This is a genomic window from Sphaerisporangium melleum (genome assembly GCF_014646695.1).
In the GTDB taxonomy this organism is placed as follows: domain Bacteria; phylum Actinomycetota; class Actinomycetes; order Streptosporangiales; family Streptosporangiaceae; genus Sphaerisporangium; species Sphaerisporangium melleum.
Genome location: NZ_BMNT01000025.1, coordinates 45,708 through 57,797 on the forward strand (window position 1 = coordinate 45,708; position 12,090 = coordinate 57,797).

At 69.9% G+C, this 12,090-nt stretch carries 10 protein-coding genes and 1 riboswitch; of the genes, 4 read left to right on the top strand and 6 right to left on the bottom strand.

The features are described 5' to 3' along the window. The first annotated feature begins 57 nt into the window (after window positions 1-57). From IEY93_RS22110 to rpe, 4 genes are all read left to right on the top strand, one after another. On the top strand, window positions 58-1,188 hold the full coding sequence (locus tag IEY93_RS22110) for a sensor histidine kinase (protein ID WP_189165017.1): 1,131 nt from the start codon (window positions 58-60) through the stop codon (window positions 1,186-1,188). Beyond that, the gene (locus tag IEY93_RS22115; RefSeq protein ID WP_189165018.1) at window positions 1,185-1,808 is read left to right on the top strand and encodes a response regulator transcription factor; all 624 of its coding nucleotides are present in this window, start codon (window positions 1,185-1,187) and stop codon (window positions 1,806-1,808) included. Before IEY93_RS22110 ends, IEY93_RS22115 begins: the two co-directional genes overlap by 4 nt. 193 nt (window positions 1,809-2,001) lie before the next feature. Then, window positions 2,002-2,610, top strand: coding sequence for a Uma2 family endonuclease (locus IEY93_RS22120; protein ID WP_189165019.1), 609 nt, complete (start codon window positions 2,002-2,004; stop codon window positions 2,608-2,610). Window positions 2,611-2,719: 109 nt separating this feature from the next. After that, a complete protein-coding gene (gene rpe / locus IEY93_RS22125; RefSeq protein WP_189165020.1) occupies window positions 2,720-3,391 on the top strand; it encodes a ribulose-phosphate 3-epimerase in 672 nt (223 codons plus the stop codon). Between the two features lie 142 nt (window positions 3,392-3,533). Here the strand turns inward: rpe and IEY93_RS22130 are convergent, their stop codons facing one another. The 6 genes from IEY93_RS22130 to IEY93_RS22155 all read right to left on the bottom strand — a co-directional run bounded on the left by IEY93_RS22130 (window position 3,534) and on the right by IEY93_RS22155 (window position 11,184). Beyond that, complete coding sequence (locus tag IEY93_RS22130) at window positions 3,534-4,673, bottom strand: sugar phosphate isomerase/epimerase family protein (protein WP_189165021.1); 1,140 nt, start codon at window positions 4,671-4,673, stop codon at window positions 3,534-3,536. A 481-nt stretch (window positions 4,674-5,154) separates the two neighbouring features. Then, complete coding sequence (locus tag IEY93_RS22135) at window positions 5,155-6,195, bottom strand: ABC transporter ATP-binding protein (protein ID WP_203968782.1); 1,041 nt, start codon at window positions 6,193-6,195, stop codon at window positions 5,155-5,157. After that, window positions 6,192-7,250: an ABC transporter ATP-binding protein gene (locus IEY93_RS22140; protein WP_189165022.1), complete on the bottom strand. Its 1,059-nt coding sequence runs from the start codon at window positions 7,248-7,250 to the stop codon at window positions 6,192-6,194. The genes IEY93_RS22135 and IEY93_RS22140 overlap by 4 nt, the downstream gene beginning before the upstream one ends. A 10-nt stretch (window positions 7,251-7,260) precedes the next feature. After that, window positions 7,261-8,241: an ABC transporter permease gene (locus tag IEY93_RS22145; protein WP_189165023.1), complete on the bottom strand. Its 981-nt coding sequence runs from the start codon at window positions 8,239-8,241 to the stop codon at window positions 7,261-7,263. A gap of 70 nt (window positions 8,242-8,311) precedes the next feature. Next, window positions 8,312-10,102 carry an ABC transporter substrate-binding protein gene (locus IEY93_RS22150; protein ID WP_189165024.1) on the bottom strand — a complete coding sequence of 597 codons (1,791 nt, stop codon included), beginning with the start codon at window positions 10,100-10,102 and terminating at the stop codon, window positions 8,312-8,314. A gap of 56 nt (window positions 10,103-10,158) precedes the next feature. Next, window positions 10,159-11,184 carry an ABC transporter permease gene (locus IEY93_RS22155; RefSeq protein ID WP_189165025.1) on the bottom strand — a complete coding sequence of 342 codons (1,026 nt, stop codon included), beginning with the start codon at window positions 11,182-11,184 and terminating at the stop codon, window positions 10,159-10,161. A gap of 499 nt (window positions 11,185-11,683) precedes the next feature. Then, window positions 11,684-11,814: riboswitch (FMN riboswitch) on the top strand. Window positions 11,815-12,090 lie beyond the last annotated feature (276 nt).

Genomic DNA, 12,090 nt, shown 5'->3' on the forward strand with positions numbered 1-12,090 from the left:
GAAGGCGTCACGATCTGTACGGAATCTGATGCTTTTCCGATGTGCGGGAGACCACCGTTGGCCCAGGAAAGCGAAGCGCAGGTCAGGTGGCTGACCACGGCGGTCGTCGCCGCGACCGGAGCCCTGTGGGCGCTGACCCCGCTCGCCTTCCTGCTCGCCGGCGACCCCGGCCGGGCCCTGCTGGCGCTCGTCCTGCTCGGCGGGCTGCTCGTGGTGTACGCGCGCATCGTCGCGCGGCACATCGCGGGCACGAGCCAGGGGCCGTACCGGGCGCGCATCTTCCTGACGTTCGTGGTCGTCGTCTATGGAGCGATCCCGTTCCTCGGCTCGGTCTGGATCTACACGCCGCTCATCGTCGCCACCGCCGCGCTGCTCCTGCTGCGCTTCAGGTACGGGGTCGGCGTGCTGCTGGCCGTTGCCGTCGCCGAGTACCCGCTCTCGCTCGCCGAGTGGGAGCCGGTGACGGTGACCGCGCTCCAGCGCAGCGCCGGAGTGCTCGTCGCCTCGGTGGTCGCCGCGGGCATCGCGCACTACGCCCGGTTCGTCCGGGAGCTGCGCGCGCTGCGGGTCGCCCTCGCCGAGATGGCCGTGGACCAGGACCGGCTGCGCCTCGCCGGCGAACTGCACGACCTGCTCGGCCAGACGCTCACCTCGATCACCCTGAAGACCGAGCTGGCCATGGCCCTGGTCGGCGTGGACCGCAGGCGGGCCGCCACCGAGGTCGAGGCCACCGTCGCCATCGCCACCGACGCCCGCGAGCAGATCGGCGACGTCGTGGCGGCCCGGCGCTCGCTCGACCTCGGCGCGGAGCTGTCGGCGGCCGTCGCGCTGATCGAGCTGACCGGCGCGCGCTGCGACCTGCGCCTGGGGATCAAGGAGATCGACGAGGAGACCGGCGACGCGCTCGCCTGGATGGTGCGGGAGGCGGCCACCAACATCGTCAGGCACGGCGACGCCCGGCACTGCCTGATCGAACTGGACGAGTCGGACGGGACCGTCCGCCTGCTGGTCCGCAACGACGGCGCCCGCCGCCGGGCGGACCTCACGCTCGGCTCCGGGCTCACCGGGCTGCGCCAGCGGGCCGACAAGCTCGGCGGCTCCTTGGAGGCGGGCGGCACGGGAGAAGGCGGGTTCGAAGTGCGGGTTCACCTGCCCGCCGTACACGACCGGGAAAGTGGGCACCTATGATTCGCGTCCTGCTGGCAGAGGACCACGGCGTCGTCCGCGGCGCCCTGATCGCCCTGCTCAACCTGACCGGCGACATCGAGGTGGTGGCCGAGACCGACCGCGGGGACAAGGTCGTCCCGCACGCCCTGGCCTCGGCCCCCGACGTGGCCGTCATCGACATCGAGATGCCGGGCGTGGACGGCATCGACGCCACCACCCGGCTCAAGCGCGCCATGCCCGCCTGCCGGGTGCTCATCCTCACCGGCCTCGCCAGCACGGGGCTGCTGCGGCGGGCGATGGACGCGGGCGCGACCGGATTCCTGCTCAAGGACGCCCCCACCGAGCGGCTGGCCGAGAGCATCCGCCGCGTCGCCCAGGGCGAGTGCGTGATCGACGCCTCCCTCGCCCTGGCGGCCATGCACGCCACCGTCACCCCGCTCACCGACCGCGAGTCGGCCGTGCTCGGCCTGGTCGGCTCGGGCGCCACCACCGGGGAGATCGCCGCCGAGCTGCACCTGTCGGCGGCGACCGTGCGCAACTACATCTCCAGCGTCATCACCAAGACCGGCGCCCGCAACCGCACCGACGCCGTCCGCATCGCCGTCGAATCCGGCTGGATAGAAGCCCTCCGCCACCCCTGACACCCACGCCCCCACACCGAGCCCCGGCCCGCCACGCCCGGCGAGAGCGGGCGGCCGATGCCGTACGGCGTCGCCTGCGCAGGTGAACAGAGCGGTCACCGCCGGATGGCCCACGCCGTCGGCATGCCGGGGCAGGTGTCCCCTGGACACTAGGATCGACCTGGCGAAGCGCGCTCCGTCGAAGGAGTCCTGTATGCCCCTGCCGGCCTGGGCCACCGATCCGTCGAGCCTGCTCATCACCGAGGAGGAGTACGAGGCGCTGCCCGAGGAGATCTGCAAGACGATCGAGGTCGTGGACGGGCGGGTCGTGTTCTGCGAGTCCCCGACCCCCGGGCACCAGCGGGTCTCGCGCAACCTGACCTTCGCCCTGCTGGCCGCGCGCCCCTCGCATCCGTGCATCGATGTCCTGCAGAACACCGACATGCGGTACCGGCACCGCAATCCGCATGTCAGCCGTACCGGGAAGAGGTTCACCCTCAGGAGGCCGGACATCAGTGTGCTGCACTGTCTGGATCCCGGAGCGCGGCTGTGGTCCGGTGACGTTCTGGTGGCCATCGAGATCACCTCTTCCGACGACGAGGTTGATTTCAACGACAAGCGTGCCGAGTACGCAGCCCAGGGCATACCGGTCTATCTCATCGTCGTCATGGAGGACGACCGCATCGGCTCGGTCGAGGAGTATCGCCTCGACTGGAGCGGGCGCAACTACCAGCTGGCCGCCGTGCACAGGGGGATGCTGGTCACCGAGCTCCCCGAAGGCATGAAGATCGAGACATCGTTCACCGACCTCGAACGCATCTGACCCGCCCCTCAAGCCGTGCCGGGCGTTGCGAAAGCGGGCCGGAGATCGGCCGGGCCCGGTGTTCCCGGAGCGAGTTCCGGGCCCGGGAGCGTTCTAGACTTGCGGCATCATGGCCGTACAGATCTCACCCAGCATCCTGAACGCCGACTTCGCCCGGCTCGCCGACGTGGCCGCGCAGGTCGAGGGCGCCGCCGACTGGCTGCACGTCGACGTCATGGACAACCACTTCGTGCCGAACCTCACCATCGGCGTGCCGGTGGTGGAGTCGCTGGCCAAGGCGACCACGCTGCCGCTCGACTGCCACCTGATGATCGAGGACCCCGACCGGTGGGCGCCCGCGTTCGTCGAGGCGGGGGCGGGCAGCGTCACCATCCACGCCGAGGCGGCCAGGGCCCCGGTGCGCACGCTGCGCGAGATCCGCAAGGCGGGCGCCCGCGCGGGCTTCGCGCTCAACCCGGCCACGCCCGTGCAGGACTACGAGGACCTGCTCGGCGAGATCGACATGCTGCTGGTGATGACCGTGGAGCCCGGTTTCGGCGGCCAGTCGTTCCTGGAGATCATGCTGCCCAAGATCCGCAGGGCTCGTGAGCTGATCCGCAAGAACGGCGGCGAGATATGGCTCCAGGTGGACGGCGGCGTCTCGGCGGCGACCATCGAGCGCTGCGCCGAGGCCGGAGCGGACGTCTTCGTCGCCGGCAACGCGGTCTACGGCTCCGGCGACCCCGCCCAGGCCGTGCGTGACCTGCGCGACGTGGCCGGCCGGGCCACCCCGGCTCCCTGACTCTGCGCGGAATGCGGGGACGGGCTCAAGGCCCGCCCCCGCACCCGCCGGACGGCGCGGACAGCCGCGTGCCGCTGCCAACGAGACACGTGGCGGTCCGCCGCAGAAGGACCGGGCCGCGGTGGGCGGCCGGGCCGGCGCGTCAGCCGCGCAGGGCGGCCATGTTGGCGTAGCTCACATCGGCGTACTGCAGCGACTGCGCCGGGTTGGCGGTGCCGCCGGGCGCGTTGTCCTGCTCGTACATCGGGTTGTGCGAGCCCTTGGCGCCGACGCCGCGGAAGAACGCCGCGTAGTCGATGTCGCCGGTGCCGAACGGCACCATGTCGTAGCCGTTGCCGGTCGCGGGGTTGGACCGGCCGTCCTTGGCGTGGAACAGCGGGAAGCGCTTGGTGTCGGGCCGAACCACCGCGAGCGGGTCGAAGACGTCGGTCGCCACCGAGCCGTCGGGGGCGGTGTAGGTACGGTGCTTGAACTGGGCGACGTGCGCCCAGAAGATGTCCATCTCCAGGTAGACGAGCTTGGGGTCGCTGATCGACAGGAAGTACTCCAGCCGGCGGACCCCGGACGAGCGGGTGGGGCGGCCTTGGGCGTCCAGCGGGCCGCTGTCCAGCAGGAAGCTGTAGGCCACGTCGTGGTTGTGGGTGTAGAGCTTGATCCCCGCGTCCCGGGCGATCGCGCCGAGGGCGTTCCACTTCTCGGCGGCCACGTCCCAGTCGGCCTTGTACGGGCTGCTGGTCGGGTCGTTGCCGGTGCCCATGTGGTCCATGCCCAGGATGTTCGCGATCTCCAGGTGCCGCTTGAAGCGGTCCAGATCGGCCTGGGTGAACGGCCATGAGCCCGGGATGAAGCCGTGGTTGCCCTGTGCCCGCAGCCCGTTGTCGTCGAGCCAGCCGCGCAGCAGCCGGGCCCCCTCGACGCTCTCCAGGCTCGCCCCGCCCTCGGCGTTGGCGTGCTGGCCGTACCCGGCGAACTCGATCTGCCGGTAGCCGATGCGGCCGAGTTCCTCGAAGACGCGGCGGAACCCGGAGGGCAGGCTGGTGGAGTTCGGGTCGCGGGAGACCGCGTCCCGGACGGTGTAGAGGATGATGCCGCGCCTGGGCGGCGGGATGAGGACGCCGTTCGGGGTGGTGGCCGCGTGGGCGGCCCGCCCCGTACCGCCGGTCACGGCCACGGCGGTCGCGGCGGCGATCCCGGTGGTGGCGGCGAGGAACTGGCGCCGGTTCAGGCCCAGTCCGCGGCGCAGGGCACCGGTGATCTCGATCTCTTCTTCGTGTGCGTTCATTGGCGTTGTGCTCCCGGCTTGCCTGGGTGGTGAACGTGCTGATCCCCCGAGTGCTGTCGCCTCTGGTGCGCTCCTTTCCGCCGCGGCGGCGTGCGGGCCGCCGCGGTACCGCGGCTCCGCGGGGCGCCTCAGGGCATGAGCCGTCGCACGGCTCACCCCGCCCCTCTGGCGCTGTGCGGAGATCCTTTCGAGGAAGTTACGCGGCTTTTGATGCTTTTGGAAGAACTTTCGGCGCTTGATGCGAAATAGCCCTCTATCGGAGACAAAGTCGTCAGTCGCGTAGATCGAGCCCTGTGGGCGGAGCGATGTCCGGCCGGCCACCGGAGGCGGCGGTGCGGCCTGGGCGCACGCCAAAAGGCCGCCCTCGCGAAGAGGGCGGCCGGAGGTCTCAGGGCGCCGAAGGGGGTGGCCCGGTATCCGCACGGACCACTCCGACGCCGCCGTGGGCCGGTCGGCGCCGGCACGGCCGGGCGCTGCGGGATCAGGCGAGGGCGGGATCGAGGATGACGTCGCGGCCGTGGGTGGTCGGGTCCTCCGGGTGGTGGCAGGCGGTGAGGTGACCATCCCGGTTGCCACCGATCTGCAGCAGCGGCGGCTCCTCGGCCGCGCACTTGTCGGTGGCCTTCCAGCAGCGGGTGCGGAACCGGCAGCCCGACGGCGGGTCGATCGGCGAGGGGACGTCCCCGGCCAGCCGGATGCGCTCGGGCGGCGCGGCGCCCTCCTCGGGCAGCTCGACCTCGGGCACGGCCGACAGCAGCGCGTGCGTGTACGGGTGCCGGGGCCGCTCGTAGATCGACTCCCGGTCGCCCACCTCGACGATCTTGCCGAGGTACATCACGGCCACCCGCTGCGAGACGTGGCGGACCACCGCGAGGTCGTGGGCGATGAACAGGAACGCGATGCCGAGGTCGCGCTGCAGTTGCTGCAGCAGGTTGACCACCTGGGCCTGGATGGACACGTCCAGCGCGGAGACCGGCTCGTCGGCGACGATCAGCTTGGGGGACAGCGCGAGCGCGCGGGCGATGCCGATGCGCTGGCGCTGGCCGCCGGAGAACTCGTGCGGGAACCGGTTGTAGTGCTCGGGGTTCAGCCCGACGATCTCCAGCAGCTCCTGGACCCGCTTCTGCACCCCGCCCTCGGGCCGGATGTCGTTGATCTCCATCGGCCCGCCGACGATCGTCCCCACGGTCTGGCGCGGGTTGAGCGAGCTGTAGGGGTCCTGGAAGATCATCTGGATGTCCCTGCGGATCGGCTTGAGCTCGCGCCGCGAGCTGTGGCCGATGTCGCGCCCCTCGTACAGCACCCGGCCCCCGGTCGGCTCGTGCAGCCGGGCGACCAGCCTGCCCAGCGTCGACTTGCCGCACCCGGACTCGCCGACCAGGCCCACGGTCCGCCCGGCCTCCACCGACAGGTCCACGCCGTCCACGGCGTGCACCTTGCCGACCTGGTGCTTGAGGATGAAGCCGCCCATGACCGGGAAGTACTTGGTCAGCCCTTCGAGTTGCAGCAGCGGCGTCGTCACTGTCGTCCCTTGATCTGTCCGAGGAATTCCTGCTTCTGCGCCCGGGTGAGGTAGCACGCGTCGCCGTGCCCGGTCGCGGGCGACAGGTCCGGCCGCTCGCCGGTGCACAACTGCGGCCCTGCGGCGGCCACGTAGTCGCAGCGCGGGTGGAACGGGCAGCCGGGCGGCGGGGCGAGCATGCTCGGCGGGGTCCCCCTGATCGGCGTGAGCGGCACGTCCACCGGCGCGCCGAGCCGGGGGATCGACGACAGCAGACCCCAGGTGTACGGGTGGCGCGGCTCGGTCAGCACCTCCCGGACGGTTCCCCGCTCGGCGGCCCGCCCGGCGTACATCACCAGCACCTGGTGCGCCGCTCTGGCGATCACCCCGAGATCGTGGGTGATCAGGATGATCGCGGTACCGGTCTGCTGCTGCAGGTCCTTGAGCAGGTCGAGCACCTGCGCCTGCACCGTGACGTCCAGCGCGGTGGTGGGCTCGTCGGCGATGAGCAGGTCGGGGTCGCACACCAGCGCCATGGCGATCATGACGCGCTGGCGCATGCCGCCGGAGAAGTGGTGCGGGTAATCGTCCACGCGGGTGCGGGCGTGCGGGATGCCGACCCGCTCCAGCATCTCGATGGCCCGGTCGCGGGCCTCCTTCTTGCTCGCGCCCTTGTGCTTGCGGTACACCTCGCCGATCTGGCGGCCCACGGTGTGGTACGGCGACAGCGAGGTCAGCGGATCCTGGAAGATCATCGCGATGCGGTCGCCGCGCAGCCGCTCCATGGCCGTGCGGCTCGCGCCGATCAGCTCCTGGTCCTCGAACCAGATCTCGCCGCCGAGCTCGGTGCGATCGGGGTCGTGCAGGCCGAGGATGGCGAGATTGGTCACCGACTTGCCCGAGCCCGACTCGCCCACGATGCCGAGTGTCGTGCCCTTCTCCACCTCGAAGGACAGCCCGTCGACGGCCCGTACCACGCCGTCCTCGGTCTGGAACGAGACGCGCAGGTCCTGCACGGACAGGAAGGAGTCGCCCCGGCGGCCGGGACGTGCGTCGGAGAGTGTGACGGCGGTCAAGCGGTGGCTCCTAGCTGAGGCGGACGCGCGGGTCGATCACGGCGTAGAGCGCGTCCACGATGACGTTGAACACGACGATCGCGGCGGCGGCGAGCAGCACCGTCGCCATGAGCATGGGCAGATCGGAGTTGAGCACCGCCTGGATGGACAGCCGGCCGATGCCCTGGAGGCTGAACGTCGTCTCGGTGATGATCGCCCCGCCGATGAGGCTCGCCACGTCGACGCCGAAGATCGTCGCGATCGGGGTGAGCGTGCCGCGAAGCGCGAAGCGCAGGATCACCGTGCGGGAGGACATGCCCTTGGCCCGCGCCGTGCGCACGTAGTCCTCCGAGAGCTGCTCGACCATGGTGGAGCGCGCCATGCGGGTGTAGTTGGCGGTGAAGATGATCGCCAGCACCACCCAGGGCAGCAGCAGGCCGTACGCCCACTGCAGCGGGTTGTCGGTGAACGGCACGTACCTCGGGCGCTCGATGACGTTCCACTGGTAGACCAGGAAGTACATGGCCAGGGTGCCGACGAAGTAGATCTGCACCGAGGCGCCGATCAGCGAGGCGACGCTGGCGATCTTGTCCAGCGGCCGGCCCTGGTTGAGCGCGGCGATGATGCCGGCGCCCACGCCGAACAGCAGGAAGATGACCGACGAGCCGATGGTCAGCGAGATCGTGACCGGCATGCGGTCGACGATGGTGTCGAACACCGGGGCGTGGTTCACGAACGAGAACCCCAGGCACGGCGCCGGGCAGTGCCCGAGCCCTTCGTAGTCGCGCCCGGCGAAGATGCCCGCCAGCCAGGTCACGAACTGCACGAAGAGCGGCTGGTCCAAGCCGAGATTGTGCCGCGCCTGCGCGAGCGTCTCGGGTGGGCACACCTTTCCGCAGGCCAGCCGGGCGGGGTCGGCGGGTACGGCGAAGAAGAGGAAGAACGTCACTGCAGCGATGATCACAAGGATGACCGCTGCGCCGAGGGTCCGGCGAGTCAGGAATCGCAGCATGGCCTGTCGATCTCGGAGGCGGTGCCCCCGGGGCGCCGCGCGGGCGCCCCGGGGACGGGAGGTGCGGAGGTCAGGAGGACTTCACGAAGATGGTGTTCGGCGAGACGACCCAGCTGACCGGGTCGATCTCCGCGCCGCCCACCAGCGAGCCGTGCAGCTGGAGACCGACGTTGTTCAGCGCCGGCACCAGCGGGGTGACCGTCTCCATGATCTTCTTGTCGAGCTCGCCCCACGCCTTGTTGGCCTCGGCGGCGTCCGCGAGGCCCTCGATGCGCTTGATCTCGGCGGTGATCGCCGGGTCCTTCAGGTGGGACTGGTTGTAGCCGCCGTCGCGCACCGCGCCGAAGATGACCGGGAACACGGTGGCCGCGGTCGGCCAGTCGGCGCCCCAGCCGCTCCAGTACATGTCCAGCCCGTTGTCCACCTTGCCGGTCGCGTCGTACCAGGTCTTGGTGTTCATCGGCTTGGCCACGACCTTGATGCCGGCCTTGGCGAGCTGGTTCTTGATGGCGACCGTGATGCGCTCTTCGGTCGGGGTGTCGTTGTAGCCGTACACGATGGTCGGCGTCGGGTTCCCGGACTGGGCGAGCAGCTCCTTGGCCTTGGCGATGTCGCCCTCGGGGTGCTGCTTCATGCCGAACACGTCGTAGTCGAGCCAGCCCGACACGCTCGGGTTGAGGATCGTCGTGTTGATCACCGAGCTGGCGGGGCCGCCGCTGATCTGCATGATCTGCTTGGTCGGCCAGGCGTAGTTGATCGCCTGGCGGACCTTGATGTCCTTCACCCGGTCGAGGTTGAAGTAGTAGTAGTCACCGTAGGGCGAGGGCTGCTTGAGCAGGCGCGACTGCAGGTCGGGGTTCTCGACCACCTGCTGGGTGCGCTCGGCGGCGACGTGGCTGTAGAAGCTGAAGGTCTTCTTGTCGTCCCCGGTGTCGGCGACGAGCCGGTCGGTGACCTGCAGCGACTGGTAGCCGAACTCCAGGTGCCACTTGTCGGGGTAGGCGCCGCGGATCGGGTCGGTCGCCGGGTCCCAGTTGGGGTTGCGCTCCAGGTCCATCGACTTGTCGACGACGTGCTTGGCGATGATGTACGGGCCGCTGGAGAACGGCTCCTTGTCGTACTTCTCCTTGGTGTCCTTGGCCTTGGGGACGATGCCGTAGCCGGTCATCGCGAGCGCGTAGTTGGCGTCGGCGTGCGGGGAGGTGAAGTGGAAGACGACCGTCTTGTCGTCGGGGGTCTCGACGGCGTCGAGCTCCTTGCCGCCGTAGGGGCCTCCGTAGGCCTTCTTGAAGTCGTCCTGCGTGAGCCACTGCTGGATGTAGGGCGGGCCTTCGGTGATGAACGGGGCGAACAGCCGCTCCATCGACCACTTCACGTCGGCGGAGGTGATCGGGCTGCCGTCCTGCCACTTCACCCCGTCCTTGAGGGTGAACGTCCAGGTCTTGCCGCCGTCGGACACCTGCCCGGCGTCGGTGGCGAGGTCGCCGACCACCTTGTAGTCGCCCTTGCCGACCCGCTTGTAGCCGGTGAGGCCGCGGGTGATCATCAGGTGGAAGTTGGCGGTGACGTTGTCGTACACCCGGCCCGGGTCCAGGTGCGGGTAGTCGTCGCGGTCGATCATGTTGACCGTGCCGCCCTTGACGACGCCCTCCGGCGCGACGGCCGGGCCGGCGGAGTCCTGGGCCGTGCCGATCGTCACCTTCGGCGGGGCGAACAGGTCGGTCAGGCTGGTGGCCGAGGCGGTGGCGGAGGGGCCGGCGCCGGCGGGCGGGGCGCCGGCGTTCCCCTTGGAGCACGCCGCGGTGAGCGCGAGGGATCCGATGGCGAAGACGGCCAGAGCGGACCGCGTTCGTGCTGACATGTCACTCCTGGTGCTAGAGCCTGGTGCTAAAGAGGGGGCAGGGTGCGTGGCCGGGTCTAGCGCCTGATCCGTGGATCGAACGCGTCCCGGACCGAGTCACCCAGGAGGTTGAAGGCGACGACGAAGACGAGCAGGGCCACCCCGGGGAACATCAGGTAGGTGATGTCGGACTGGTAGACCTCGGTGCCGCGCAGGAACATGCGGCCCCAGTCGGGCACCGGCTCGATCATGCCGACCCCGAGGAACGACAGCGCCGCCTCGGAGGTCACCAGCGCCGGCAGCAGCAGCGTCGACTGGATGAGGATCGGGGTCCACAGGTTGGGCAGCAGCTCCTTGAAGATGATCCGGGCCGGGGAGGCGCCGGTCACCCGGGCGGCCTCGACGAACTCCCGCTCGCGCAGCGACAGCACGTTGCCGCGCAGCAGGCGGGCCAGCCCGGCCCAGCCGAAGACGGTCAGGAAGGTGATCAGCGCCGCCGCCCGCAGCCAGACCGGGGTCTCCTCGTCCGGCTTCACCAGCAGGTTCTCCAGCACGGGCATGAACGCGATGATGAACAGCGTCGAGGGGAACGACAGCAGGACGTCGATGGCACGGCCGATGAAGTAGTCGGTGCGCCCGCCGGTGTACCCGGCGACGATGCCGACCACGATGCCGATCACCGTGGTCACCGCCGTCGCCGCGAGCGCGATCAGCAGCGAGGTGCGGATGCCGTACACGAGCTGTGTGAACACGTCGCGGCCGAGCCCGGGTTCGATGCCGAACCAGAACTCCGAGCTGATGCCGCCGTTGGGCAGGATGGGGAACCCGTAGGCGTTGAGCAGCCCCGGGTCGTCCAGGCCGTAGGTCGTGTAGGGGTCCTTGCCGTACACCGCCGAGATCAGCGGCGCCGCGAGGGCCACCAGGACGAAGAACAGCACGATGACGGCGGAGATCACCCCGGTGCGGTCGCGGCGGAAGCGCCGCCACATCAGCTGTGCCGGGGAGCGGCCCACCAGAGCGGGCTCGCCGGTGCCCGCGGTCGCCGCCTGGGCGGCGGCCACAGGGTCGGAGCCTTCGGTGGTGGCCGGAGATGGAAGAGCCATTGTGCGGGTGCCACCCGATAGATCGTTTCGCGGTGAACGTGACAACGGGAACTTTGGCAATTAATCAGCCGTTGGTCAATGCGTCTTGCGGCTTTCACGACCAATTGCGGCAGTTGTTGCGGAAAGTCGATCAGGTTGTGTCCGGTAACCCATTGACCTGCGGCGATGCCGTACGGAACGATGGGGCGTCTCTCTGCCGTTGTGTCACGAAATCGAGACACGACCATGACATGACCATGACACCACCCGGCGGCTCCCAGCTTTTGGGTCCACCCCTCGATGATGGCGGTGCGCGCGCGCGAATGCCCGGGTAACGCATTATTAACCAGGGCAATGCCGCGGTAACACGCGGGACCGCTCCGCCGCCGCGGGGCCGTGTCCCCGCTGATGCGCGTGGCGGCCGTTTCAGGGGTTCCCCCGACGAGCAAGCGCTAGGTAGTAGTAGGGGTCTTCGCGGGTTACGTCCGCTTTGCCGGGCATGGCACACTGAGAGGCAGAGCAGCGTGCTCCGGGGTCGGTGAAATTCCGAACCGGCGGTGACAGTCCGCGACCCGGCCGAGTCCATCGGCCGGTTGACCTGGTGGAACTCCAGGACCGACGGTGAAAGTCCGGATGGGAGGAAGCGCGCGGGCGTACGGCGACCAGTCGCCGTGCGCCGGTCGTGGTGCGTCGCCGCACCCGAACACCCCGGGGCCCGCCGTGGCAGCAAGAGCTACTGGCGAGTAGGAGGGGCCGGGTGGGCCGACCGTCGCTTCACACGCGCCGCGCCGCCGAGCGTGTCGCGTCATCTTCGTCATCTCCCGCCGTGTGCCGTCCGGCGTGGACCTCCTGTGCTGTGCGGAAGACGGGAGCGCCCTTACGGGTTGCTCCCTCTCGCAGGTCACCGAACTTCCCGCGCACCGGCTT

Excerpts from the sequence above, each read along its gene's own strand:
- IEY93_RS22115 (WP_189165018.1), top strand. The coding sequence starts at position 1,185 with ATGATTCGCGTCCTGCTGGCAGAGGACCACGGCGTCGTCCGCGGCGCC.
- IEY93_RS22120 (WP_189165019.1), top strand. The coding sequence starts at position 2,002 with ATGCCCCTGCCGGCCTGGGCCACCGATCCGTCGAGCCTGCTCATCACC.
- rpe (WP_189165020.1), top strand. The coding sequence starts at position 2,720 with ATGGCCGTACAGATCTCACCCAGCATCCTGAACGCCGACTTCGCCCGG.
- IEY93_RS22130 (WP_189165021.1), bottom strand. The coding sequence starts at position 4,673 with ATGAACGCACACGAAGAAGAGATCGAGATCACCGGTGCCCTGCGCCGC.
- IEY93_RS22145 (WP_189165023.1), bottom strand. The coding sequence starts at position 8,241 with ATGCTGCGATTCCTGACTCGCCGGACCCTCGGCGCAGCGGTCATCCTT.
- IEY93_RS22150 (WP_189165024.1), bottom strand. The coding sequence starts at position 10,102 with ATGTCAGCACGAACGCGGTCCGCTCTGGCCGTCTTCGCCATCGGATCC.
- IEY93_RS22155 (WP_189165025.1), bottom strand. The coding sequence starts at position 11,184 with ATGGCTCTTCCATCTCCGGCCACCACCGAAGGCTCCGACCCTGTGGCC.